The sequence below is a fragment of the Pseudarthrobacter linnaei genome, from assembly GCF_055412825.1.
In genome coordinates this window covers 16,467-40,429 of record NZ_JBVAYX010000032.1, presented here as the reverse complement: position 1 = coordinate 40,429, position 23,963 = coordinate 16,467, and the positions used below count along the sequence as shown (strand labels likewise).

Here is a 23,963-nt window from a genome sequence, read left to right as displayed (position 1 = left end):
GGTTCTCACTGACCATCGCACGATGGCTCACTACGTCACCGGAGCAACGCGCAACTGCGGAGATCTACACCACTCCACGGGACGTAACCGCAACGGGAGGAGACGACGCGGGTGACTGGCTGTTTAGAGCGGTTCCCTTTTTGATCGCCTTCGGGGTCATATCCGCCGTCTTCGGCATAGGGCGAGTCAAAGACAGAGCAAGGGCCTTCAAAGTCGCCTTGATCTCCTTCGCCTTGGCCAGCGTGACCTTCTTGTTGTCCGTGATCATCTGGTCCGCCGGCGCCATACCCGTAGTCAGCCACGCGAGTGCTCAGATCTGGGAGACGGCCCCGTAGAGGGCCCTACCGGATCGTCCGGCAAGCGGTCTGCGCGCCAGCCGACGTGCTTGTCCGGACGGACCAGTCCGCCTCAGTCTCGTCGTACCGGCCAGCCCACGCTGCGCGTATTTGAACTCCGCCCGAGGGGCTCAGCGCGGGCAGATCGAAGTCGGGATGCCGTGTGGATTGTCGGGTCTTTGTCGTCTCCGGCCAGCGATGCCTCTTTACCGGGTGAACGGCGCTCCCTACGTGGACTGGTGGCGCCGCTCATCCGGTAATAAGTCAGCTGCGCTTGAGGAAAAGGCTGACGTCGTCGTTGCTGATCAGGTCCGGGACGGTCCAGCCGTCCAGGTCGTATTCGGCCAGGCACTGGTCCGCGAAGCCCTTCATGTAGTCCGTGGTGCCCTGGGCCTGCGCGGCGAAGAGGATCTCGGCCTTCACGTTCTCGTGGTTGCCGGAGTAGTTCCGCTCGTAGAGTTCATGCCGGCCGCCAAACTCGGTGCCGATCGAGTCCCAGAGCAGCTTCATCAGCTTCACCCGGTCCACGGCCTCTACGCCGTCCGAGCCGCGGACGTACTTGTCCAGGTATGGCCGGATTTCCGGGGTCTTGAAGTCCAGGGCCGAGGAGTTCAGGTAGATCAGGCCCGACGCGACGTCCTGTTCGATGATTTCCTTGATCCGCGGGTACCCGATGGACATGAACATCCGGTAGGACAGGCCATAGTCCAGCTTGGGCAGAACGGTGCCGTTCGGGCCTGCATCCGGGTTCAGGGTCATCCCGTCGATGAGCGCGTAGAACATGTTCCGCCAGCCCAGGACCTCCCCCACCCGGGTCTGGACGCCGCGGAAGTCCTGCGTCCCGGCGACCTCCAGGGCCTTCATCAGCAGCCCGGCGATGAAGTCCAGCTTGGTGGCGAGACGGATCACGCCCTGGAAGGTGAAGCGGTTAATGAATCCGGTCTGCGGGAAGAAGTTGTTGATCTTCTCCACGTCTCCGTAGGCAAAGACGTTCTCCCACGGGATCAGGACCTTGTCGAAGACGAACACGGAGTCGTTCTCGTCCATCCGGCTCGAGAGCGGGTAGTCGAACGGGGTTCCCATCACCGCGGCCTGATGGGCGTAGGAGGCACGGCTGATCAACTTAACCCCGGGCGCGTCCATCGGCACCGTGCAGATCAGCGCGAATTCCTTGCGCTTGATCGGCAGCCCGTAGTGCGCGATGAAGTTGTAGTTGGTGATCGCCGACCCGGTCGCGACGACCTTGGCGCCCGAGACGATCAGCCCGGAGCCCGTTTCCTTCTCGACCTTCATGAACACATCCCCGACCTGGTCCGGGGGCAGGTGGCGGTCTACCGGCGGGTTGATGATCGCGTGGTTCCAGTACAGGACCTTCTCCTGGGACTCCTTGTACCAGCGCTTGGCATTCTCCTGGAACGGCTCGTAGAAGTCCGGCATGCCGCCCAGGGTGCCCAGGAACGCCGCCTTGTAATCGGGCGAGCGTCCCAGCCAGCCGTAGCTCATCCGCGCCCAGGTCTCGATCGCGACACGGTCCTGCTTCAGGTCCTCGACGCTGTGCGGGGTGCGGAAGAACGACATCGTCTTGCCGCCGGACCCGGTGTCGGTGGGCACCATCAGCTTGTCTTGCAGCTCGGGCTTGTGCATCGCGTCGTACAGCCGGGCGGCCATCCGGATCGAGTTCCGGAACGCCGGGTGGGTCGTGACGTCCTTGACACGCTCACCATAAATCCAGACCTCGCGGTCATCCTGCAGAGACTTGATGTACTCATCCCCGGTCATCGGCATCTTCGGATTCGCCGGCGTCGTTCTGTCACTCATCGACGGCGTGGAGGACGCCGAGGAATCGGCGGCGGGAACTGGCTGGTCAACAATTTCGGTCATGATCGTCCCTTTCAGGGGAGGGGTATCTGAGCGGTGAGGAAATTCCAGGCGTGCTTGGTGTGATGCGGGTTAGTGCGGCGTCGAGCCGTGAAGCGGCTTGAAGGAGCTGGAGCCGGCGAACCAGCCCGATTCGGGCGCGTCACCGGAGTGGTCCCAAGGGGCCCCCTCAACGAGCCGGCCGATCTGGCGGAATTTGCCGCCGAAGAACAGGAGTGGTTCCCGCTTGGTGATTTCCATGCCGATGACCTCGCCGACGACGATGATGTGGTCGCCGCCGTCGTAGATGTTCCACGGCCGGCATTCGAGCGTGGCGGCGTTCCGGGTCAGCACCGGGACATTGCCGTCCAGGGTCCATTCCGGCTCCTCGTCGAGGACCTTGCCGGCGAAATGCAGAGCCACATCCATCTGTTCGAGGGAGAGGATGTTGATGGCGAAGGCGGCGCCTTCGAGGTAGCGGGCCGCACGCGAGGTCCGGGTCAGGGTGACCTGGGCGAGCGGCGGGTCGAGGGATACTGCGGTGAAGGCGTTGACCGTGGCGCCGTGGGGGACGCCGTCGTCGGACCGGCAGGTCACCACCGTGACGCCGGTGGCAAACGCGCCGAAGGCGTGGCGCAGTTCGCGGGTGTCAATGGCGCCCATGACTTCTTGAGTCATCGACTTCTCCTTTCTGCAGGTGTTCATTACCGGGGCGGCCTAATTTTGGGCGAGCGGCCTGACGGCGGGTGGGGGTGGTGTTTGGGTTGGGCCCGGGGTCGAAAGTGTTCCGGCCCCGGGCCCGGGACTGGAGCTTTAGTCCTGGGGGTCGAGAACGAAGTTGTAGGTGACTTCGCGGCCCTTGCCGTCGGCGCGCTCTGCGGGGGCGAGGACGAGTTCGGGCTTCACGGCCGAGGCGATGTCGTCGGCGACGTGCTCGTCGCCTTCGAAGTAAAGCTGGGTGGTGATGAGCTGGTGCTCCGGCGCTGAAACCTTCAGGTGAAGGTGGGCGGGCCGCCATGCGTGCCAGCCGGCCGCGGCGATAAGGGCACCGCAGGCACCGTCGGTGGGGATCTGGTAAGGCGCCGGCTGCATGGTGTTGATCTGGAAGTTGCCGTGGGCATCGGCAATGATGGAGCCGCGGAGGTTCCATTCCGGCAGCCCGGGGGCGAACTGGGAGTAGAAGCCAAGGTCATCGGCATGCCAGAGTTCGATCAGCGCTCCGGCGAGCGGCTCGCCGGCGACGTTGGCGACCTGGCCTTGGAACAGCAGCGGGGTGCCGGGTTCGTCGTCGCGCATTGGCAGGGTGGCCGGGGTGTTGAGCGTGGGGGCGTCCGGGATGTAGTAGGGTCCCTCGATGGTGCCCTTGGAGCCGTGCCGGTTGGCGTTGGCGACCTCCTCAACTGAGTGTTCCACCCAGACGTCCAGGAACAGCGGCCATTCGCCGTCCTCGCCGACCTGGATGAGCCAGGCCTTGAAGGCGTTGTACTCGTCGTAGGTGACTTTCTCATCCAGGACGGTGTCGTTGATCGCCTTGATGATGCGGCCGGCGAGGGTGCTGACGCGTTCCTGGCTGGTGCCGGCGCCGATGTGCTTGTTCTCCCGGAAGCGGGCGGTGGCCCCCGCGCCCGAGGATGCCGCGGTGGCTTGGGTTTCCGTTGTCATGGTGACTCCCTTGTCAAAGAACGGTTGGTCCGGAACCATGGTCAGAAACGGGGTTCCGGTATATCGTGCCTGATGCCGCTTAGTGCTGCGCATCACATCCGGTGCTGTTTCCACGGTAGGCCCCTCATTGCGCGAGGGGAAATACCTATTTCTGGATCATTGAAAGCTTTTCGATATGAATGCGGTGCGTGCTATTCGACGGCGGACGGGTGCTTGGCCAGCGGTGTGACTTTGATGTCCATGTATGGGAAGAGCGGCAGTCCGGACAGCAGCGTGTGCAACTCGTCGTTGTCCGCGACGTCGAACACCGAGTAGTTGGAGTACTCGCCCACGACCCGCCACAAATGCGGCCAGCGGCCGTCGCGCTGGAGCTCCTGGGAGTACTCCCGTTCCTCCGCCTTGATGGCGTCGGCGCGTTCTTTGGGCATGTCCAACGGAATATCGACGTCCATGCGGACCAGGTAGAGCATGAGGTTCTCCTTAACGTAGGGGCAGGGCAGGACTAACGTCGGGGGCAGGGCAGGACTGGCCTAGTCCTGCCGGTACTTTTGCAGCTTGCCGGCGTCGATGGCCGCGCCGACGCCGGGGACCTCGCGGACCCGGATGGCGCCGTCGTTGATCGTGAGCGGCTCGGCGAGCAGATCATCCGTCATGTCCAGGTAGTTGGAGAGCTCCCCGGCCCGACGGGAGCTCGCCGCGAAGGCCGCGCCAAAGGTGACCGTGGCGAGGCTGCCGACCTGGGTGTCGATCTGGTTGCCCATGGTGACGTCCACGCCGAGGCCCTCGCAGAGCCCGAGGATCTGCTGGGCTTCGGTAAAACCGCTGCGCGCGGTCTTGATGCAGATCGCGGTGCTGCCGCCGGAGAGCAATTCACGGGAGACATCGCCGAGCGTGGGGACGCTTTCGTCACCCACGATCGGGATGCTCGAGCTCTGCACCAGCCGACGCCGGCCCATCGCCTCCCCGGCATCGCACGGCTCCTCCAGCATGGACAGGCCCAGGCCTTCGGTCCGGCGCAGGACCTCCATGGCCTCGTTCGCCGTCCACCCGCGGTTGGCGTCCAGGTAGATCTCGGTATCCGCACCGAGGCCTTCCCGCAGCACATGGCAGGCCTCGACGTCCAGGGAGAGCGGCCGTCGGCCAACCTTGAGCTTGAAGGTGTCGATGCCGTACGTTTCGCGGAACCGCAGCGCCTCCTCGAGGAGCTCGGCGGCGGGCTTGAAGCCCAGCATGTGCGAGACCCGCATGCTGTCGGTGAAACCGCCCAGCAGTTTGTGCACCGGGGTGTCCAGCGAGATCCCGATGACATCCCAGAGTGCGATGTCCAGGGCCCCCTTTGCCGTGGGGTTGTTGACCGTGCGCCGGAGCAGCTGCTGGACTTTGGAGCGGTCCAGCGGGTCCAGCCCGATGAGCTGCGGGGCGAAGACCTTGGTCACCACCGAGACGATCGAATCCTGGGTTTCGCCGTATGTGTAGGGCCGCGGAGGAGTGTCTGCCACCCCCCAGATACCGGTGTCCGTATGGATCCGGACGAGCACATGTTCCGCGGCGCGCACCTCTCCGCTGGCGAACTTCAGCGGCCGCGCATACGGGATGGCGTAGGGGATGGCCTCGATACGTTCGATCTTCACGGTGTCTGTCCTTTGGTGGCTGCCGACTTACCTGTGGGGGGCTGCTTGGCGGGGAGGGAATCGAAGAGAGCGAGGAAGGCGCGCAACAGCGGCGTTTCCTTGTCGCTGTTCCAGGCCACTGCCAGGTCCACCGGCGGGGGGTTCCGGAGCGGCCGGAAGGCAACGCCCTGGAAGGAAAACATCCGCGATGTCATGGGAACGAGTGCTATGCCCATACCGGAGGCCACGAGCGAGAGCAGCGTGGAGGTCTCCTTTGCTTCCTGGACGACCCGGGGCTGGAATCCGGCCTTGCGGCAGGCGTCAATAAAGATGCTGCTGACCGCGGAATAGCTGGGATATCCGATGAAGCCCTCCTCGGAGAGGGCGGCCAGCTCCAGCATTCCCTTCTCTGCCAGCGGCGAGTCCGCGGGCAAGGCCGCCACCAGCTGGTCCTGTTCCAGCAGCTTCAGGGCGATGGCCCCCGAATGGACAGGTGGGCGGAGGACGGCAGCATCGAGCCTGCCCTCCTCCAACGCAGCTTCCATCTGCGGCGTCAGCATTTCGCCCTGGACCGTGATGCGGAGCCCGGGCAGGGTGCGCCGTGCGGCCTGGATGATGATGGGCATTAGCCGGTATGTGGCCGTGCCGGTGAACCCTACCCGGAGCACTCCGGTGGCGCCTTCGCCAACCTGCCGCACGTCGGATTCCAGGACTTGCAGCTCCTGGAGCATCACTCGCCCCCGGTCCAGCAGGACCTGACCTGCCGGCGTCAGCTCCACTTTTCTGGTAGTCCGGACCAGCAGCGGGGTGCCCAACTGTTCCTCCAGCTGCCGGATCTGTTGGGACAGGGGCGGTTGCGCCATATGGAGTCTGGCGGCGGCCCTGCCAAAATGCCGTTCTTCAGCAACGGCTATGAAGTACTTGAGATGTCGCGTCTCCATTGATGCCCCTCAGTAGGTCTGCTGGCGCAATGCCATGCAGAAACAAGCCTAAGAGCGCATATTAGTAAAAAGAAATACCCATTTATCCACGATTAGGATCGCTTAGGTCCTAATAAGCCCCGGTAATCACCGGTACCACGTTGTCACCGTCTGCCCTTGGTCCGGCTGTCGGCGGTCGCCGCTTTGAGCCCCAGTTCGGCGGCGCCGCGGTAGCGGCTGCAATTCCTGAGTCGATCAGGGGCCTGTTCGCGCTCCTCGGACGTCCACCGGACATCGACGTTATCGTGTGTCAGAGGCACCTGCAGCAGTACCTGCCCAACTTTGGCAAACGCAACGGGCAGAAGGTCCCTCGCGGACTTCCTCAGACAGTCAGACCCGAATGGAGGCCGGCAGGCGCGGGGCCATACAGTTAGCGTTCGGTAAACGGAACGGCAAACCGCCATTCAAGCTGTGATCTAACCGCCATTTCGGCCAGGACAACCATAAGAATGCGGTTGGGCTTCCTCTGCAGTACGGCATCAAAAAGGTTGGACAGCGCAAGGGATCCGGAATAGGTATTGATGACCTGATTGAGGGCAACGTGGCCAGCTCCCACGCCAAAACAGCGAGAACAGCGACGCCGGATACGCAGAATCCGGATGCGGCAATGACAGCGAAAATGATGGCTGCGGCGGCGGGTTATCTGGTGGCCGACTCCGTATACCACACTGCCAGGCTCAGCAAGCTCGTGGTCTGCTCCGGATCAATGGCCATGTCATGCCGTTCCCCCGCATTCCTGCATGAACTGGTATCAGAGCGGAAAACCCGGACCGGCCGCAACCCAAGGAGAATAATCAGCAAGTCATGTTGTACGCGGCTCTGGCCGCAATGAATTGGTGAAAACGAAAACCCGACGGAAGGACGAACGAGGATGAACACCCAGAAGAGACCCCACAGGGCGGTACCCGGTCCCCCGTAGGCAGCCGCTCCCCTACACAACCGAATAGGCCGTTTCCGGGACCCCACACACCCGGAACATCAGATCAGGGCCGAGAGTGTGGACACTGTCCACACGAAAAAAGCACCAAAAAGCCCCTGACCTGCGGAAACACTGTGCCCGAGGTGGGACTCGAACCGGGTTCCAGCCCTTGCAAACACGGGACTCCCGCCCAGTGGATGAGTCGGGACCTTGGACCCTACTGACGGATCGTTACACCGGATCAGAGTGAGAACCGTAAGCGGACGACCACCCCACGTAACTGCAAATGGCGCTCAATAGATCGGACGAGCCATGCCCCCGCACTGCGACTCCTTAGATGGCCCCGTAGTCGCCGCTGCGCGACAGGCACTCGAGGCTGCCGACGTCGACCTCGTCCTGCCCTTCGTCCCCCCGGAGGGGGAAGCCGAGGTCCGCGCCGTGTTCGACACGGTAGTGCCTGTTCGGCGCCTGTCCCAGGCGGCTGGGGAGGTGGCGGACCGCCTCTTTTTCGAAACTATTGTACGTATTCATCGCGCCGGAGAAGGCGCTCCGTACACGGGTCTGAAACCTGCCGGGCTTTCAGTCGGACGGGTCATCCCGCTTGCCGAACGTGCCGTCGAGACCGGTTCACCAGATGAAGTCGGGACCTTCCTGAGCGCAATGTTGCGCAGCGAGCTCCAGCAGCGGCTCGAGCTTGTCAACACCCTGAAAGCCACCAAGGACCGCTCCACTGAAGATGCCCGGCAGTATGTTGAGGCAATGCTCGGCTTCGAGGTCTACAGTGACCACGTATTCCGGGCACTAAACGCTGTCGTGCACAGTAAGCCACCCGAGCTCGAGCATCACGGATAGTATGTCCGGTCGCTGGCCCGGAGCCCCGCTCCGAAGGACTTGAACGCGCTCCCCCGCATCCACCCATCGGGCGGTCGTTCGCAAACCCTATACAGGAACGCGCGCTGTACGCCGTATCGTGACGCCACCTATGGCTGCCCTTCACCAGAGAAGCTGGCCGAATCAGCATCGCCTGAACCTGGGTGCTCCGTCACCGCACCGGGACGCCATGTGCAAGGACCGCTCGTGGTTACTGCGCATCGCTGGCAGCAGTTAACTTCGTGATGGTGCCGCTGATGACGGCGATGTCGTTTGTGATGACGTCGCGCTTGGGGGTTCGGCAGTCGATACGTTGCCTGACCCGGTCACGCTGCTCGTCAAGGACGGCCAGCAGTTCGGTGGTGGCGTCCTCGGGTTGATGGTGGCGGTTTTGTCGACCTAGGCAGGATCTGCTTGATGAACTTCGTCGCGTCAACACAGAGTCTTCATGACAATCTCCCCGACCAGCGCTGACACCTATTGGGAGAACGCTGCCCGAGCGGTAACGGGAGCAGTCAAGAGTGACCCCATGGGTGAGACTCAGCAGTCGGCCCAGAGTTCCAGACCTCGATACCAGCGCATATCTGAGCATCCGCGGCGTTGAGTTCCAGCCTTCCTGCGTACGGCCGCCTCTCCTGCTGCGGGTATGCCTGTTCCCTGCTGGCCATGCTTCGGGCCTTAGCAGGCTTTCCGGGCATAACTCTTGGCAGGTCGGCAGCGTGAAGGGTCTTAGTCCGCATGCTCCCGATGGGAGGCCGCGAGAATGGCGAGCATTGACTTGCGGGCGATGCTAATTGTCCCTTCCGGCGTTGAGAAGCTCCTGTCCCTAGCCCCCGACGACGGAGCTGACGCCCCGCCGTTCGTGGGACCTCCACTTGTTCCTCCCTTCCGCAGCTGGCCTTGCGGCGCTGGATAGCGCGCACGTTTTAGGGTGGATGCCTATGTAACCGGTCGTGGACCAGACGGGTGGACGACCGAGCCTGCACCTAATTTGTGCTCAACCCCGTCCGACAGTTGCCGCGACAGGTTCCGTTTCCCGCTCGGGTTCGGCCGCGGGGTCCTCCAAGGGGTGGCGCTTGGTCCGCCCCCAGGCAGCGCGTCCCGCGATAGCGAGGAGAGCGGGCACGAGTACCAGCATGACGACGAGCACGTACACGGCGATGGCCATGGCCAGGCCAAAGCCGAACATTGTGACGGTCCGCTGATCGTTAAGCATGAAGCTCCCGAAGACGACGACCATGACTGATGCCGCGGCCAGGATGACCCTGGCGGTGGCGGCCAGGCCGTTGCGGACAGCGAGGTCGGGATCACCCGTTCGGTGAAGCTCCTCCTTCACGCGGCCTAGCAGGAACACCGTGTAGTCGGTGGACAGACCGAAGAGCACCGCGAACAGCATGACCGGCACGAACGACTCGACGGGGCCGGGGACAACCCCCAGCAGTTCAGCGGGCCACCATCCCCACTGGAACACGGCGACAACGGGTCCGTACGCGGCCCCCACCGCGAACAAGTTCATGATGACCGCCATGGCCGCGATGAACGGCGCCCGGAACTCGATCAGGAGAACGATGAAGGCCAGCACGACGACAACCATGATGAACCAGCCGATCTGGGCCAGGAGCGTATCGGCCAGGTCGATGCTGGTCGCCGTTGCGCCGCCAACGTGGGCGGCCGCGCCCGGTACCGCCGTGGGCAGGACAGTATCGCGCAGGTCATGGACCAGTGTTTCTGTGGCCGCGTCATCCGGGGAACTCGTGGGAATCACCGTGTACAGCGCGGTGGCCCCGTCTGCCCCGAGCCGCGGCGGGGTCACCGCGCTGATGCCATCCGTTGCCACCAGCTGGTCGCGCAGTTCGATGCTCGCGGCCCGATTCTCCGCCGGTGTAGCGTTGGCGCCGAAGTCGACCGTGACGAGCAGCGGGCCGGCCCAGCCGGCACCGAAACCGTCCACGATGAGGTCATAGGCTTTCCTCTGGGTGGTGTCTGGGGCCTGGGATCCGCCGTCGGCGGTACCGAGGCGCAGCGACAGCAGGGGCAGGGCAAGAATGGCCAGGACGAGCATGGCGGCGAATGCAGCGGCCCATCGGCGGCGCTGGACGCCTCCCACCCAGCCGCGCCACCCCGACGCAGGGGAAGAATCAGGCTGTCCGGCAGCATCCGACGTAGCGGGGGTCTTCCTGCCGATCTTGCGTACCCTGACCCGGTCCAGGTTCCGGCCGAAGATCGACAGCAGGGCCGGCAGCAAGGTGACCGAGGCCAGCATCGTGGCGCTGACCACAATTGCACTGGCCAGTCCCAGTGAGGAGACGAACGGGATGCCGATGGCGTAGAGGCTGAGAATGGCGATAATTACTGTGGCGCCGGCAACGAGGACTGAGCGGCCAGCGGTGGTCATGGCCGCTTCGACGGACTCGTTGGGAGCCAGTCCCCGGGACATGCCCTCCCGGTGTCTGGTCACGATCAGCAGGGCGTAATCGATGCCCACGCCCAGTCCGATCATGGCGGCAACGATGGGACCGGACGTGCCGATGGTCACCGTCGAAGCGAGCATTGAGATTGAGGCGAGCCCGACGCCGAGGGCCACGAGGGCGGTGGCCAGCGTGACCAGCATGGCGAACAACGAACCGAATACGAGCAGCAGCACCAGGGCTGCCGCGAGCAGCCCGAAGGCCTCGCTGCCGGATGGTCCGGACTCGGTCTGCGCGGCCGGACCTCCGAATTCAACCTGGCCCCCGGCATCCTGCACGCCCTGGAAGGCCGCCTGCGCCTGTGTCACCGTCTCAACCGGAATGTCTTTGGCACGGTCGGTGAACTGGATCGTCACCATCGCCGTCATGCCATCCCCGGAAACCATCGGCAGGGGCGGCCCGTAGGGCGACCGGGCAGCAGCCACGCCGTCCAGCGAGGCAACCGTAGCGACGGCGCTCTCCACCGCGGCACGCATTGACGGCGCCGTGACGGGCTCCCCGGCTTCCGCGCTGTGAACGATGACCTGCATGCCATCACCGGCAAGCTCAGGGAACTGCTCACGGAGGCTGTCGTATGCAGCCTGGGAGTCGGTGCCGGCGAGGGTCAGGTCATTGTTGAAGGTCCCGCCGGCCGCGCGGCTGCCCAGCGCCGCCCCCAGGATCAATACCAGCCACATGGCGACCACTATCCAGCGGTACCTGGTTGACGTACGAGCGAGAGCAGAGAGCACGGATATTCCCATCACAGTTCATGGAGTCGGACAGCACCAGTTAGAGCACCTGATCTGAGACTAGATGAAATGAGACAGCGATGTCTAGTTTTTGGAACCGCCCGCGCCGCCGCGTACCGCGATCCCGCCGGCCAGGGTGCGGAAGATGAGGTCGGACACCTCCGCATCGGAATGCTTTGATTTCGGCGATGCCCGCACCGCCGAAATCAGCAGGGAAGCCATGGCCGTGACGATCCATTCCGGCGACAGGTCGGCGCGGATGTCGCCCTCGCCCTGCCCCCGTCGGATCACCTCGACCAGAGGGGCGAGAACCTCGTCGCGCTGGGCGAGGAACCGCGCGTTTTGGTCAGGCGCCCTCAGCAGAATGACGCGAAAACGCATCCCGTGCTTGCCCAGGGAGTCGATCACGCGCTCAAGGACCTCCAGTGCGCTCCCCTCATCGAGGCGACACGCAATCAGCGTCTCCGATGCGCGCGCTAGGGCCTCAGCCTGGATGGCCTTGAGCAGGGACTGCCGGTTACTGAAGTGGCGGTACAGGGTGGCCCGGGTCAGGTTCGCCGCCTGCGCCACATCCGCCATGGAGGAGTCGGGGTTGCGGGAGAGTTCGTCGGCCGCGGCCGCAAGGAGTGCCCGATGATGACGTTCGACATCAATGCGCGGGGCCGCGGGCTGTTTAGGGCTGGGCATGGTGCCTTTCCGGGGAGTGCTTTGAACTCGACCATACGCGACGAAGCCATCCGGGATTGGCCGTTGCCGCCAATTCCTGGCCCAGAGGGACAGCGCACCTCTCCATAGAAAAACGAGACAGCTATGTCTCATTTTGTTGCTAGACTTATCAAATGAACCCTCAACCCTCACAGGATCCGCCTACCCGACCCGCTTCCTTCGAATCGGCTGACGTCGATGTTCTCGTTGTGGGCGCCGGCCCGACCGGGCTGACTGCGGCTTGCGAAGCCCTTCGTCATGGTTTGAGCGTGCGCGTCATCGACCACAAGCCGGAGCGCTCAACACATTCCAAAGCCCTGGTCACTCATGCACGCACACTCGAAGTTTTCCAGACCATGGGAGTGGCGGACGCGATGATCGCCCGGGGGGGTCCCATTCGCGGCCCTCACCGCGCATTCCGGCGCCCAGCGCCGGACCACACGCATAGACCTCCTTGGGCTTCCCTGGGGGGACACGGCATATCCGTTCTGGCTTTCCATCCCCCAGGATGCGACGGAGCTCGTGCTGGAGGAACACCTCAACAGCCTCGGCGGTGTCGTGGAATGGGGAACGTCACTCGAGGAGATTCACGACGGTATCGATCACGTGCAGGCGCTGGTCACGCGCGACGGCGGAATCGAAAATGTCAGCGCGCGCTGGCTTGTCGGCTGCGATGGGGGCCGCAGCAGGGTGCGAGACCAGGTCGGACTGCGGCTCACCCGCCGTGAAGCCGGCGCCACCTTCATTCTGGCGGACGTCAAGAGCCCCCTGCCGATCACCCAGAACGAGGGCTACGCCTACCTGGATCCGGACGGACTGCTGCTGATCGTCCCCATGCCGGAGCCGGACCGTTGGCGGATCATCGCACACGTTCCGACGCCAGCGAATGAGTCCAAGCTGACCGTCGACGCAGCCTTCCTCGACGAGGTGATTCGGCAGCGGTCCGGGCTGGAATTCGGCTGCCACGATGTGAAGTGGACATCCCAGTTCAATCTGAGCCATGGCTTGGCCAACCACTTCCGCGCGGGCCGGGTCTTCCTCGCCGGCGACGCCGCCCACATCCACAGCCCCGTTGGCGGGCAAGGCCTCAACACCGGGGTCCAGGACGCTTACAACCTCATCTGGAAACTGGCAGCGGTCGACCGCCTGGATTCCCCCGAGACTGCGGAGAGACTGCTCGACAGCTACGAGGCAGAGCGGCGGGACACGGCCCGAAGCATGGTCACCGGCGTGGCACGGGTAACCACAGCACTCACCACCCGCCGAAGCTCCATCCGTCGAGTGCTCGGACGCCTCGCACCCTGGATTCTAGCGCGCCCCGGCATCCAGGCGAAGCTTGGCCGCACCGCAGGAATGCTCAACCTCTCCTATTCCATGGGATCTTTGACAACCGCACCCGGCGCCGGCCAGCGCCTGCCGAATCCGGAACTGCCCGCCGGCGGACGACTCTACGACAGACTAAGCCCGGCCGGCTGGTCGTGGGTAGTGTGGGGCCGTCCCGGAGAAACCCCGCCCGACCCTGCGGCTCCACAATGGCACGGATTACCCATTGTCTTCCTCGCCGACGGACTCCCCGCATTGACCACGGCCCCCAGGCCGAACGACAAACACATAGCGCTCGTGCGCCCAGACCGATATATTGCGGCTCGCGGCGCCTCCCCAGAATCCATCGGAGAGCCCGAATATGCCGGGAAGGCCGCATCCGCGAACCCCAACGCTTAGGGGGTGAGATGAAGCTGAACAAAACTCTCACTTTAAGAAGACCCTTCGCGCAAATTCGTTCGCCGCGCCGCATTCCTGCATGAACAGGTATCAGAGTGGGAATTCCGGACCGGCCGCAACCTTCGGTCGATCTAAAGAATCGTCAGCAAGTCATACTGTAAGCGGCCCTAGCCACCATGAAATGGTGAAAGCGAAAACCCAAGGGAAGGACGAACGGTGATGAACTCCCAGAAGGAGCCCCACAGGGCGGCACCCTGTCTGACGTAGGCAGCCGCTCCCCCAGACAACCAAATAGGTCTTTCCGGGACCCCACACACCCGGAACATCAGATCAGAGGCGAGAGTGTGGACACTGTCCACACGAAAAAAGCACTAAAAAGTCCCTGACCTGCGGAAACACTGTGCCCGAGGTGGGACTCGAACCGGGTTCCAGCCCTTGCAAACACTGGACTCCCGCCCAAACATAAGGAATCCGGCCCAGTCCGGCACCAGTACGACCCAGTCCGAGACTCAAAGTGTGGACACTGTCCACACCCCCACTTCTCCCCGCCAGAGGCCTCCCCCAAACAGCCGCGCCTGCCGAGGTGCAGCCGCAGGAATCCTCACTGATGGACCAGTGCGCCGATGACTTCCTCAGTTTCGTCGAACGTGGAACCGTAGACGACCGACGGAGGAACAATCCTGATCCTGATTCTGGGTTTGGAAGGGGCTGCGATCGGTCAGGTGCAGACGACCTATAGCTGGCCGGGTGGCCACGTCTCGACGGACATGGGCGCGGGACGGGGAGGCAACCGTCCCGCGCCCAGCATCAGGAAACGAACTCTTTCAAGACCTCATCGTCGCTCTTCTTGCGCTCCAGAATGAAGCCATAGATCAGTGCGATCAGGAACGTCCCAAAGGGCAATGCGACAAGACCCCAACCGGTGGCATTCATTTCCCACGCCGGGCTGTCCGCTCCTGCCGTTCCGCTGATCAGTCCAAACCTTGCGAGCAAGAGATACTCGGCGATGATGATGGACACCAGTCCCAGAAGGGGCGCGATCAGTGTATTCCAGATGCGGGTGTCTGCCCGGGTTTGCCTGAAGAAGCGGATGACTGCGACGCAGACGAGTCCCTGAATGAACGTCAGCCCGAGAATGGCGGTGATAGCGAACCAGTAGAAGAGAGTCACGACCGGGTCCAGGCCTGCCAGGGCAAAGGCCACGATCGTAACCACGCCGATAAGTGTCTGAAGTACCGATGCACGTACGGGTGTCTTAAAGCGGCCGGTAAAACCGAGGCTGGCAGGCAGCAGCCCCGAGCGGCCCATCGCGTAAAAATACCGGGTGGCCGAATTGTGGAACGCCAGAACACCGGCGAACAGGCTTGAGATGAGAAGCCAGCTCATGACCTCGGGCAGCCAAGGTCCCACGTACTGTCCGGCCACGGTGAAGAGCAGCGCTGCAGGGTCGGCCAGAGGTGTGCCATCGAGGGCCGTTACTTCCAGCGTCTTGTTGACGATGTCCGTGGAACCGGCCCCGGAAATGATAGCGAAGGACGTCAGGGCAAAGACCAGAGTGATGATGATGACGGCTGCATATGTCGCCCGGGGAACCGTCCGTTTGGGATCGCGGCTTTCCTCGCCATAAATGGCGGTGGCTTCAAACCCAATGAAACCTGCGAAGGCAAAGGCAAATGCGATTCCTGGTGCACCTTGGAAAATGTTTACGGGGCTGAAGGATGCTGCGAAGTCCAGTCCGTCGGGTCCCCCGCCTTGGAAGACGACGGCAAGCCCGGTGAGAATCATGGACGCCATCTCCAGCGAGAGTAGAACCCCGAGGACTTTGGCCCCGAGGTCAACATTAAGGACGCCGAAGACCTGAACGATGCCGATGCACAAGAGGCACCAGAACCACCACGGCAGATCCAGCCCGACGGATGTCATCTTCTGGGCGACGGTCGCCCCAAGAAATCCGTAAATTGCCGTCTGGACCAGGCAGTAGGACAAAACGGAGACAAAAGCTGCGGCCACACCCCAGGGCGCGCCAAGACCCCGGCCCACATAGGCAAAGAATGCTCCGGTATGAGTTACGTGGTGGCTCATGGTCGCGTAGCCGACTGCAAAGAACATCAGCATGATGCCGGCGATAAGGAACGCTCCGGGGGCTGCAGCGCCGTTGCCCAGGACGATGGTGCTCGGAACGAGTCCTGTCATACCTGCAATGGGAGCGGCCGCTGCTACAACGAAGAATACGATCCCGGGAACCCCCATCGAGTTCCGGTGCAACTGGTTGTTTGACGCCTCCTCGACTGGTCTTGGGGAAACCGTCAGGACTTTTTCTGATGATGATGACATTGCTAGTCCACTTCCTTGTGTCTTTAGCGATTGATTGATTTGGGATGTACCGAAGGAGGCCGGGGGCCTATTCCATGACCAGGACGGCACGGCCCTTGATGCTGCCAGCCCGAAGAAGGTCGTGGGCATGCTGGGCCTTCTCAAGCGGGATGGGCTCGACGGTGTGCTGCAGCGGATGAGTTTTGGCGAATTCCAGAAGTTCCTTGAGCTCATCCAGGCTTCCCCAAATGCTCGTGGTGAGAACTGCTTCGCTGGGCAGGACTCCGACCCCGAAATCAATACGGCCACCCCACAGGCCCACGACGACAATGATGCCCTGCCGGTCGATGCTTGAGGCCGCAGCTGCCATCGTCGAGTCCGCTCCCACGAAGTCGATGACGGCATCGTATTTGCCGGTCAGCCCTTCGACGCCGCATGTCACGTCGGCGCCAAGGCCGCTGGCCGCCTCCAATTTTTCGGCTGACGTGTCGACGACGGTCAACTCTGTGTCAGTTAGGGCCTTGAGGAACTGAATGGCGAACTGGCCCAGTCCGCCTGCCCCAACGACGATCGCCCTGGAAGTCCTGCCCTGCAGATGGGGAAGCGCCCGCTTGACGGCGCGGAAGGCTGTGAGCCCGCCGCAGGCCAGCGGGGCAGCTGAAGCCGGATCCATATCCCCGATGGGGACGAGGTACTCCCGTTTGGGGACCCGCATGTACTCGCTGTAGCCGCCGTCTGAGACTATGCCCGCTTCGCGTCCGTTCGGGCAGATCATCTCCAAGCCTGATGAGCACTGGCGACACTCTGTCCGGCCGCACCCCCACGGGGCGTAGAGCAGAACACGGCCCAATTCATGGTGTTCGCCCACCACTTCATGTCCCAGCACCACAGGGTAAGGTCCTCCAAAATCACCATCGGCTACATGCAGGTCAGAGTGACACACCCCGCAGGCCAGAACGCGGATCACTTCTTCCCCCGGCCCGCGCGGTGCCGGGATCTCCCGGTTCACGAGTTCCAACGGGGAGTGAGGACTGTTCACGACTATTGACTTCAAGAGGATCTCCGTTCATATTCGGTATACGGGATACGCTACCTAGTGATTTAGATTACACTGATCAAAAGTCGAATATCTAGTAAGAGATCGAGGAACCTTATGAAAGCCACTGTTTGGACGCCGCCGTCCACTCTGGAGGACTGCGCGAAGATGGCGCAGGAACGCGGGATCCACACTGTTGAATGTGTCTTCACGGATACGTGGGGGATGCCGCGCGGCAAGATGCTGCCCCTTGAACAGTTCCTGACGGGCGCGGGCTTTTCCATCGCAAACGTAGCCTTCTCCTGGGATATGCGCAGCGACGTCCACCCCACGCCCTGGTCTCCCGAGAACGGTGAGTATCCCGACATGCACGCCGTGCCTGACCTCCGTTCATTCCGGGTGGCAGGCTGGACGACGGGCATGGCGACGGTCATGTGCGACATGCACGATCCCAAGACCCACGAGCGCATCCCCATGGACGGTCGGGGAATGGTAAAGGACACCCTCAACGAGTTCGAAGCGTTGGGATACCGCGTGGACATGGCCACCGAACTGGAATTTCATCTCTTCACCAGCGACTGGCGGCCCATTTCCGACAAGTCTTACTGCTACTCCTTGGACCGCGCGAACGAACTTGAGCCCGTTATCGGCGCCATCCGTACCGCACTCACAGCCTCCGGGATCACGGTAGAAGCCAGCAACGTAGAATACGGCCAGTCTCAGGTTGAGATTAACCTGAAATACTGCGATGCCCTCACCATGCTGGACAACACCATCCTCTTCCGCCACATCGTGCGCCAAGTGGCGCGGCAACACGGCTACAACGCCACGTTCATGGCCAAGCCCATCAATGGAGGCGCCGGGAGCGGACTTCACGTACACCAAAGCCTGTGGGACAGCGACGGAGTCAATGTCTTCTCGACGAAGGACAACACAGACCCGGTGCACTCGGACGTGATGCGCCGCTACCTGAGCGGGCTTGTCGCGCACCAGTTGGAGCTCCAGGCGATCGCGCTTCCTACCGTCAACGACTACAAGCGCATCGTGGACTACTCATTCTCACCCACACAGGTGTGCTGGGGCCTGGATAACCGCATGGTGGGGGTCCGGTGCATCACCAATGCCGGCCGAGGAACGCGACTGGAGGTCCGCTGGGCCGCCGCGGATGCCAACCCCTATCTGGTCGCCCAAGGCTACCTCCGCGCGGGCCTGGACGGGCTGAATAATGATTTGCCGCTGCAGTCCATCTCCGTCGGCGACCCTCACCTCGATCCCAGGCTCCAGAGAGTAGCGTCAACTCTGGATGAGGCCGTGACTATATTCTCAAGCAGCCCGTTCACCAAGGAGGCTTTCGGCGAAATCTTCGTGGACACCTTCACTGCGATGCAGAGGGTCGAGTTGGCTGCCTTCGCTGCCCACGTCACTGACTGGGAGTTCAACCGCTATCACGACATTCTCTAGTGGCGGACATGACTTCCATGCCCAAGACCGTTCTTCTCATCACGCACGAACAGACTTCCTTTGCTGACACCGGCATCATCGGCCAAGCGCTGCTCGACGCCGGGCACATTATCAAAACCCATGAAGTCTTCTCCGTCAACGGGGGCGGGACCCGGAGCATCAACGACAACTTTCCCGATCCCGGGGCTTTCGACGCGGTGGTCTCTTTCGGCTCCTTCAGCCACATTTACGAGTTGGAGGATGACTGGATCACCAGGGAGATCCAGTACATAGCAATGCTCCACCAGCAGGGAACTCCCTATTTGGGTATCTGCTTCGGCGCCCAGCTGCTTGCCGAAAGCCTCGGCGGCCGGACTGTGCGCGCCGACAGAATCGAGGCGGGCCTCATCACCTTCGACCCGGGCTACACGTGCCCGATAGCCCCCGGCCCGTGGTTCTCCTGGCACAGCGACAAGGTCGAATTGCCGGACCACATTGACGTGCTGGCCAAAACCGCCGTCGCTCCGCAGGTTTTCCAGACCGGCCGCTCCATCGGAGTGCAGTTCCATCCGGAGGCAGACAGAGAACTCATGGAGGAATGGATCAGAATCGGCGGACACGAGCTGGAAGGGGTCGTCTCCATCGATGATTTCCGGCGCGACTGGGCTGCACACGAGCCCTCCGCCGAAGGCAACACCAAACAACTGCTGGATTGGTTCCTGAACGGACGGTAACTCCTGTTTCCGAACAGGCTGCCGTCCGGACTGAATAACTGAACAGACAGCTATTAACAGGTGCATCGAGAGCACCCCTAATTTTGAATGGACGGGCAAGTGGACACACAGCGTCGCAGACCCCTGATTGCCGTACCAGGCAGATTCTCCGAGAGTGCATCGGCGCTGAGGTACAAAGCACTGGTCAATGCTCATGCGCTCATAAAGGGCGTGTACGAGGCGGGAGGCGAGCCCGTGACCATACTTCCGGTTGCGGACCCCGGAACGTCAGAAGACGCACTCTATGGGGAGGTGGCGCAGCGGCTGGCTTTCGCCGATGCCGTGCTGCTTCCCGGAGGGGGCGACATATCCGCGTGGCGCTACGGGCAGGAAGCCCACGGCGAATCCGACGCGGGAGATGACCTGCAGGACGTGTTTGATCTTGCTGTTGCCCGGTACGTGGTGGAAAACAAGATACCCACTCTTGCTGTTTGTCGCGGCATGCAGATTCTGAACGTATCCCTGGGCGGGGATTTGGAACAGCACCTTCCCACCCCTCACATGAACCAGATCCACACTATTACGCTGGACGCGGCGAGTTCCCTGACGTCATCGATCGCCCGAAACCCGCAGGTCTCCTGCTATCACCACCAGGCAGTCGGGAATCTTGGGAAGGGTCTTCTAGCCACCGCCTGGGCCGATGACGGCACTGTAGAGGCCCTGGAACTTCAGGGAGCTGAGTTCTGGATCCATGCGGTGCAGTGGCACCCGGAGGACACCGTAGCTTCGGACCTCGCCCAACAGGCGCTGCTCAAGGAATTCATAGCTAACATCCCGCTCGGCTGAGCCCGGAGAACAACTCAACCAATGGCAATAAGGCAGCCGGACGATAACTAGGATACCGAATACGGTATGCACTAAATGGAGTCGGACAGGCCGGCACCCCCAAGGAGACGCATCATGAGCCAAACCCACGTGCACAACCACGACGCACTTTCTGACCAAGCATTCGAGGATGGGGTCCCATACGAGTACTTCGACGCGGCCAGAAGGGAAGACCCTGTCCGCTGGATTGAGGAGGAGGAAGGCCCGGGCTACTGGTCCGTGACCCGTTATACCGACGTCGTCGCCGTCACGCGCAATTTCCAGCAATTCTCGTCGGAGACGGGGGGAACCACCCGCGAGGACATCGGGCACGAGGACCTGATGGCGAGGCAGACCCTAATCGACACCGATCCGCCCCTGCACACGGCGATGAGGCGGGTCCTTTCTCCCCGATTCACTCCCGGCAACGTCCACAAGGAATGGGTTGGTTTTGTCGAAGAGCTGGTCGAGAAGACGCTTGACCAGGCGTTTTCGCAGCCGGGTTTCGACTGGGTGGCCGATGTGGCCGCAGTCATCCCAATGATTGTGCTTGGCGAGCTGCTCGGGGTTCCGACCGAGGACAGGGCCTACCTCAAGGCACTCGGCGACGAAATGATTGCAGGCGCGGACCCGGACCACGCTCCGCGCACGGCCGACTCCCCTGAGAACGTTAAGGAGAACAGCGGCTATCCGTTCTCCAGCCCCGCGGGCAGGGACATCTGGAAGTACGCGGATGCCCTGCGCGACCGTAGGGACGGCAATCTGGGCCATGACGTGTTTTCGTTACTCATGACCGGGAACATCAACGGGCGAAAGCTCACGACACGCGAGCTGGACAATTTCTTCTCCCTCCTGGTGGTAGCCGGTAATGAGACCACCCGTATGGCGCTTTCCCACGGCCTTCTTGCTTTTGCACAAAATCCAGACCAGTTCCGCCGCCTCAAGGAAGACCCTTCCCTTATAAACACGGCTGTTGAGGAAGTGCTCAGGTGGGCTACCCCGATCCATCATTTCCGCAGGACGGCGCTGGTTGACACCACGATCGGTGAAACGTCGATCAAGGCCGGGGACAAAGTCCTTATCTGGTATGCGTCGGCGAACCGGGACGAGACTGTGTTCGACGCACCGTACACGTTCGATATTTCACGCAAGCCCAACCCTCATGTGGCGTTCGGCGGTGGAGGTCCCCACATCTGCCTGGGCAATGGCCTGGCGCGCCTGGAACTGCAGATTGTTTTCCGCGAGCTTGCCAAACGGGTGAAGACCATTGAAATTGACGGCCCAGTGCACCGGCTTCGCTCCAACCTCACACACGGCATCAAGGAACTGCCGGTCCGTCTGACGTACGCCTGATTCATCAACACCTACCTGCCAAGAAAGGGAAAGCCATGACAAACGACGCAGTACTTCCGGCGGCCTCACACAGGGTTTCCGCAACAACACAAGCCTTCATCGAACGGGCACAGGGGCTTCGAATCGGCGCCGACACGGATCGCGAAGCCAAGTCAGGGGCCACTTTCCAGTCCATTAACCCCGCGACGGAGGAAGCGCTCGGGTCCATCGCTTCGGGCACGGCAGATGATGTTGACTCCGCCGTTGACGCGGCTAGCGCAGCCCTCTCCTCAAGGGAATGGGGTGGCGCGAGCCCGGCCGCCCGAGCCCAGTACCTGTTCGATCTGGCTGACGCCGTGGACGCCAACCGCGAGCAGCTGGCAGAACTGGAAACACTGGACATGGGCAAACCCATCTCCCAGGCACTGGACGACGTGGGTGGTGTGGCGGCCGTCTTCCGATACTACGGCGGCTGGCCCACAAAGCTCGAGGGTTCGATTAACCCCGTACGCCAACCCTATTTCGGCATGACGCAGATAGAGCCTCTTGGTGTCTGCGGCGCCATCACGCCTTGGAATTTCCCACTGGTGATGGCTTCGCACAAGATCGGACCTGCCCTCGCAGCCGGCAACACGGTGGTCATCAAGCCTGCCGAGGTCAGCAGCTACTCAACACTCTTTTTGGCTGACCTTGCTCGCCAGGTGGGGCTGCCCCCGGGAGTCCTGAACGTGGTTACCGGGCCAGGGCGCACCGTGGGACAGGCGATCGTGGATCATCCCGACGTTGTAAAGATCTCCTTCACGGGGTCCACCCCTGTTGGTCGCCGGATCCTCGAGGCAGGCAGCCGGCAGATGAAGAAGGTCAGCGTCGAACTGGGTGGAAAGAGTGCGAACATCGTCTTTCCTGATGCTGATATCCAAGCAGCCGCCCGGGGTTCGGCTGAAGCCATGTGGGAGAATGCCGGACAAGTGTGCGTGGCGCCCACCAGAATGTTTGTCCATGAGGACGTCTACGACGAGCTCGTGGAGGCGCTGGCCCGGGAAACCAGGGCCCTGCGGGTCGGCGACCCGCTTCTCACCGACACTGAGGTGGGCCCGCTTGTCTCCAAAGACCAGTACATATCAGTCCAGGAGTACATCAACATCGCACGTTCTGAAGGAGCGCACCTCAGCGTTGGCGGGCGGGCTTTGGACCAGTTGGGATACTTCGTCGAACCGACCATCTTCACCGAGGTCCGGAACGATATGAGGATTGCCCAGGAAGAGGTTTTCGGGCCAGTTCTTTCCGTGCTTCGTTTCCGCACCGAAGAAGATGCCATCCGGCTCGCGAACGATTCACCGTATGACCTTGCGGCTGCCGTGTGGACCCGGGACGTCGCCAGAGCCCTTCGTATGAGCAAGGCTCTCAAGGCCGGTACCGTATGGGTGAACACTCACGGGCGGCTGGATCCCGCACAAAGCTTCGGAGGCTACAGCAAGTCCGGAAACAGCCGTGAGCTCGGGCGTGAAAGTGTACTTTCCTACACGCGATCCAAAGCCGTGATGATCGATATGTCTGCTTAAACCCGGGGGTGTAGCCCGGCCCTGGGGGGCGGGCTACACGCCGTGGACTGAGTGCAGCCCGCGACCGGCGAGAATGTGCTCATGGGCGACTTTGCTCGCCAATTCCGGATCGCCGGATTCGGCGGCCTCCACAATTGGCCGGTGCAGCTCAGGGAAATCACCGGATGTGCGGCTCTCCAGGATGTCGGCCCATACATGCGCGGCCATAGCCGTCTGCCAAATCACGTCGAACATACTAAGGAGGTACTCATTATCCAGTGCCTCCACAGTGCAGCGGTGGATGGCTTTGTTGACCAGGAAGACTTCCATGGCGGTGGTCTGAGGGGCTGATACCAGCTCCTCAAACGTTGCCCGCACATACTTTGCGGCTGCACCGCCGCGCCGTGCAACTTCCGCAAGGGCGAACGGCTCGATCGCACCACGGGCAGCGTACTGCTTGTCCAGCTCGGCATCCGTCAGTTTGCGCACGATGTAGCCACGGCGACCGCCGGGCTCGATCACGCCTTCCATCTCCAGCCGATGTAAAGCCTCACGCACCGGCGTCCGGCTGATGCCCAAACGGGCTGCCAAGTCGTCCATCAGCAGCCTTGTGCCCGGACCCAGATCCTGAGTCAGGATGCCTTCGGCGATCTGCGCGTAGGCAGCGTCAGCGAGCGTCTCACGAGCAAACTCAATTTTCTTCACGGTGTCCGCCACTTTCCTGTTTTTCCCAGCCTACCGGCTATTGGCTTACATGGGATTTCCGTATACCGTATACCTTGTTCGAGGACTACCCGTGCTCTTTCCGTCCTCACCAGCTGACCCGTGAGCGTCACGAACCACCAGTGAAAGATCCAATTACGAA

General features: G+C 62.3%; 18 protein-coding genes and 2 pseudogenes. 9 read left to right on the top strand and 11 right to left on the bottom strand.

Translation table 11 applies throughout. The annotated features are described in order from the left end of the window. Nucleotides 1-335 (top strand): hypothetical protein (locus ACZYZ3_RS18130; RefSeq protein ID WP_463965191.1); only part of this gene is annotated, 335 nt, incomplete at its 5' end. A 264-nt stretch (nucleotides 336-599) separates the two neighbouring features. Here the strand turns inward: ACZYZ3_RS18130 and ACZYZ3_RS18125 are convergent. The 6 genes from ACZYZ3_RS18125 to ACZYZ3_RS18100 form a co-directional block, all read right to left on the bottom strand. Continuing rightward, nucleotides 600-2,216 carry a 4-hydroxyphenylacetate 3-hydroxylase family protein gene (locus ACZYZ3_RS18125; RefSeq protein ID WP_463965190.1) on the bottom strand — a complete coding sequence of 539 codons (1,617 nt, stop codon included), beginning with the start codon at nucleotides 2,214-2,216 and terminating at the stop codon, nucleotides 600-602. 69 nt (nucleotides 2,217-2,285) lie between these two features. Continuing rightward, the gene (locus tag ACZYZ3_RS18120; protein WP_463965189.1) at nucleotides 2,286-2,870 is read right to left on the bottom strand and encodes a flavin reductase family protein; all 585 of its coding nucleotides are present in this window, start codon (nucleotides 2,868-2,870) and stop codon (nucleotides 2,286-2,288) included. 135 nt (nucleotides 2,871-3,005) lie between these two features. Further along, nucleotides 3,006-3,854 (bottom strand): catechol 1,2-dioxygenase, encoded by an 849-nt coding sequence (gene catA / locus ACZYZ3_RS18115; RefSeq protein WP_463965188.1) that lies wholly within the window; start codon nucleotides 3,852-3,854, stop codon nucleotides 3,006-3,008. A gap of 191 nt (nucleotides 3,855-4,045) precedes the next feature. Next, nucleotides 4,046-4,324, bottom strand: a complete 279-nt coding sequence (gene catC / locus ACZYZ3_RS18110; RefSeq protein WP_463965187.1) for a muconolactone Delta-isomerase — start codon at nucleotides 4,322-4,324, stop codon at nucleotides 4,046-4,048. A 60-nt stretch (nucleotides 4,325-4,384) separates the two neighbouring features. Beyond that, complete coding sequence (locus ACZYZ3_RS18105; protein WP_463965186.1) at nucleotides 4,385-5,485, bottom strand: mandelate racemase/muconate lactonizing enzyme family protein; 1,101 nt, start codon at nucleotides 5,483-5,485, stop codon at nucleotides 4,385-4,387. Continuing rightward, nucleotides 5,482-6,405, bottom strand: coding sequence for a LysR substrate-binding domain-containing protein (locus ACZYZ3_RS18100; RefSeq protein ID WP_463965185.1), 924 nt, complete (start codon nucleotides 6,403-6,405; stop codon nucleotides 5,482-5,484). The genes ACZYZ3_RS18105 and ACZYZ3_RS18100 overlap by 4 nt, the downstream gene beginning before the upstream one ends. A 1,270-nt stretch (nucleotides 6,406-7,675) precedes the next feature. Here ACZYZ3_RS18100 and ACZYZ3_RS18095 point away from each other — a divergent pair. Continuing rightward, nucleotides 7,676-8,215, top strand: coding sequence for a DUF6448 family protein (locus tag ACZYZ3_RS18095; protein ID WP_463965184.1), 540 nt, complete (start codon nucleotides 7,676-7,678; stop codon nucleotides 8,213-8,215). Nucleotides 8,216-9,230: 1,015 nt separating this feature from the next. Here the strand turns inward: ACZYZ3_RS18095 and ACZYZ3_RS18090 are convergent. Further along, on the bottom strand, nucleotides 9,231-11,378 hold the full coding sequence (locus tag ACZYZ3_RS18090) for an MMPL family transporter (RefSeq protein WP_463965183.1): 2,148 nt from the start codon (nucleotides 11,376-11,378) through the stop codon (nucleotides 9,231-9,233). Between the two features lie 138 nt (nucleotides 11,379-11,516). Further along, on the bottom strand, nucleotides 11,517-12,119 hold the full coding sequence (locus ACZYZ3_RS18085; RefSeq protein ID WP_463965182.1) for a TetR/AcrR family transcriptional regulator: 603 nt from the start codon (nucleotides 12,117-12,119) through the stop codon (nucleotides 11,517-11,519). Between the two features lie 152 nt (nucleotides 12,120-12,271). On the opposite strand from ACZYZ3_RS18085, the pseudogene ACZYZ3_RS18080 reads away from it, so the two are divergent. Beyond that, nucleotides 12,272-12,553, top strand: a pseudogene (locus ACZYZ3_RS18080) (FAD-dependent oxidoreductase); the annotation flags it as partial. 25 nt (nucleotides 12,554-12,578) lie between these two features. Next, nucleotides 12,579-13,859: pseudogene (locus tag ACZYZ3_RS18075) on the top strand (FAD-dependent monooxygenase); the annotation flags it as partial. Nucleotides 13,860-14,666: 807 nt separating this feature from the next. On the opposite strand, the gene ACZYZ3_RS18070 reads toward ACZYZ3_RS18075, so the two are convergent. Beyond that, complete coding sequence (locus tag ACZYZ3_RS18070; RefSeq protein WP_463965181.1) at nucleotides 14,667-16,193, bottom strand: APC family permease; 1,527 nt, start codon at nucleotides 16,191-16,193, stop codon at nucleotides 14,667-14,669. 67 nt (nucleotides 16,194-16,260) lie between these two features. After that, a complete protein-coding gene (locus ACZYZ3_RS18065; protein ID WP_463965192.1) occupies nucleotides 16,261-17,181 on the bottom strand; it encodes an alcohol dehydrogenase catalytic domain-containing protein in 921 nt (306 codons plus the stop codon). Nucleotides 17,182-17,325: 144 nt separating this feature from the next. On the opposite strand from ACZYZ3_RS18065, the gene ACZYZ3_RS18060 reads away from it, so the two are divergent. The 5 genes from ACZYZ3_RS18060 (at nucleotide 17,326) to ACZYZ3_RS18040 (ending at nucleotide 23,119) form a co-directional block, all read left to right on the top strand. Then, the gene (locus tag ACZYZ3_RS18060; RefSeq protein ID WP_463965180.1) at nucleotides 17,326-18,669 is read left to right on the top strand and encodes a glutamine synthetase family protein; all 1,344 of its coding nucleotides are present in this window, start codon (nucleotides 17,326-17,328) and stop codon (nucleotides 18,667-18,669) included. 8 nt (nucleotides 18,670-18,677) lie between these two features. After that, nucleotides 18,678-19,382, top strand: coding sequence for a type 1 glutamine amidotransferase (locus tag ACZYZ3_RS18055; RefSeq protein WP_463965179.1), 705 nt, complete (start codon nucleotides 18,678-18,680; stop codon nucleotides 19,380-19,382). Nucleotides 19,383-19,481: 99 nt separating this feature from the next. Then, nucleotides 19,482-20,207 carry a gamma-glutamyl-gamma-aminobutyrate hydrolase family protein gene (locus ACZYZ3_RS18050; protein WP_463965178.1) on the top strand — a complete coding sequence of 242 codons (726 nt, stop codon included), beginning with the start codon at nucleotides 19,482-19,484 and terminating at the stop codon, nucleotides 20,205-20,207. Between the two features lie 114 nt (nucleotides 20,208-20,321). Further along, nucleotides 20,322-21,578: a cytochrome P450 gene (locus ACZYZ3_RS18045; RefSeq protein ID WP_463965177.1), complete on the top strand. Its 1,257-nt coding sequence runs from the start codon at nucleotides 20,322-20,324 to the stop codon at nucleotides 21,576-21,578. A gap of 35 nt (nucleotides 21,579-21,613) precedes the next feature. After that, a complete protein-coding gene (locus ACZYZ3_RS18040; RefSeq protein ID WP_463965176.1) occupies nucleotides 21,614-23,119 on the top strand; it encodes an aldehyde dehydrogenase family protein in 1,506 nt (501 codons plus the stop codon). Between the two features lie 33 nt (nucleotides 23,120-23,152). Here ACZYZ3_RS18040 and ACZYZ3_RS18035 read toward each other — a convergent pair whose 3' ends face one another. Continuing rightward, nucleotides 23,153-23,803 carry a GntR family transcriptional regulator gene (locus tag ACZYZ3_RS18035; RefSeq protein WP_463965175.1) on the bottom strand — a complete coding sequence of 217 codons (651 nt, stop codon included), beginning with the start codon at nucleotides 23,801-23,803 and terminating at the stop codon, nucleotides 23,153-23,155. Nucleotides 23,804-23,963: the final 160 nt, after the last annotated feature.

Coding starts and splice junctions, on each gene's coding strand:
- ACZYZ3_RS18070 (WP_463965181.1), bottom strand. CDS start 16,193: ATGTCATCATCATCAGAAAAAGTCCTGACGGTTTCCCCAAGACCAGTC.
- ACZYZ3_RS18055 (WP_463965179.1), top strand. CDS start 18,678: ATGACTTCCATGCCCAAGACCGTTCTTCTCATCACGCACGAACAGACT.
- catC (WP_463965187.1), bottom strand. CDS start 4,324: ATGCTCTACCTGGTCCGCATGGACGTCGATATTCCGTTGGACATGCCC.
- ACZYZ3_RS18045 (WP_463965177.1), top strand. CDS start 20,322: ATGAGCCAAACCCACGTGCACAACCACGACGCACTTTCTGACCAAGCA.
- ACZYZ3_RS18090 (WP_463965183.1), bottom strand. CDS start 11,378: ATGTGGCTGGTATTGATCCTGGGGGCGGCGCTGGGCAGCCGCGCGGCC.
- ACZYZ3_RS18125 (WP_463965190.1), bottom strand. CDS start 2,216: ATGACCGAAATTGTTGACCAGCCAGTTCCCGCCGCCGATTCCTCGGCG.
- ACZYZ3_RS18085 (WP_463965182.1), bottom strand. CDS start 12,119: ATGCCCAGCCCTAAACAGCCCGCGGCCCCGCGCATTGATGTCGAACGT.
- ACZYZ3_RS18100 (WP_463965185.1), bottom strand. CDS start 6,405: ATGGAGACGCGACATCTCAAGTACTTCATAGCCGTTGCTGAAGAACGG.
- ACZYZ3_RS18040 (WP_463965176.1), top strand. CDS start 21,614: ATGACAAACGACGCAGTACTTCCGGCGGCCTCACACAGGGTTTCCGCA.
- ACZYZ3_RS18060 (WP_463965180.1), top strand. CDS start 17,326: ATGAAAGCCACTGTTTGGACGCCGCCGTCCACTCTGGAGGACTGCGCG.
- catA (WP_463965188.1), bottom strand. CDS start 3,854: ATGACAACGGAAACCCAAGCCACCGCGGCATCCTCGGGCGCGGGGGCC.
- ACZYZ3_RS18120 (WP_463965189.1), bottom strand. CDS start 2,870: ATGACTCAAGAAGTCATGGGCGCCATTGACACCCGCGAACTGCGCCAC.
- ACZYZ3_RS18095 (WP_463965184.1), top strand. CDS start 7,676: ATGCCCCCGCACTGCGACTCCTTAGATGGCCCCGTAGTCGCCGCTGCG.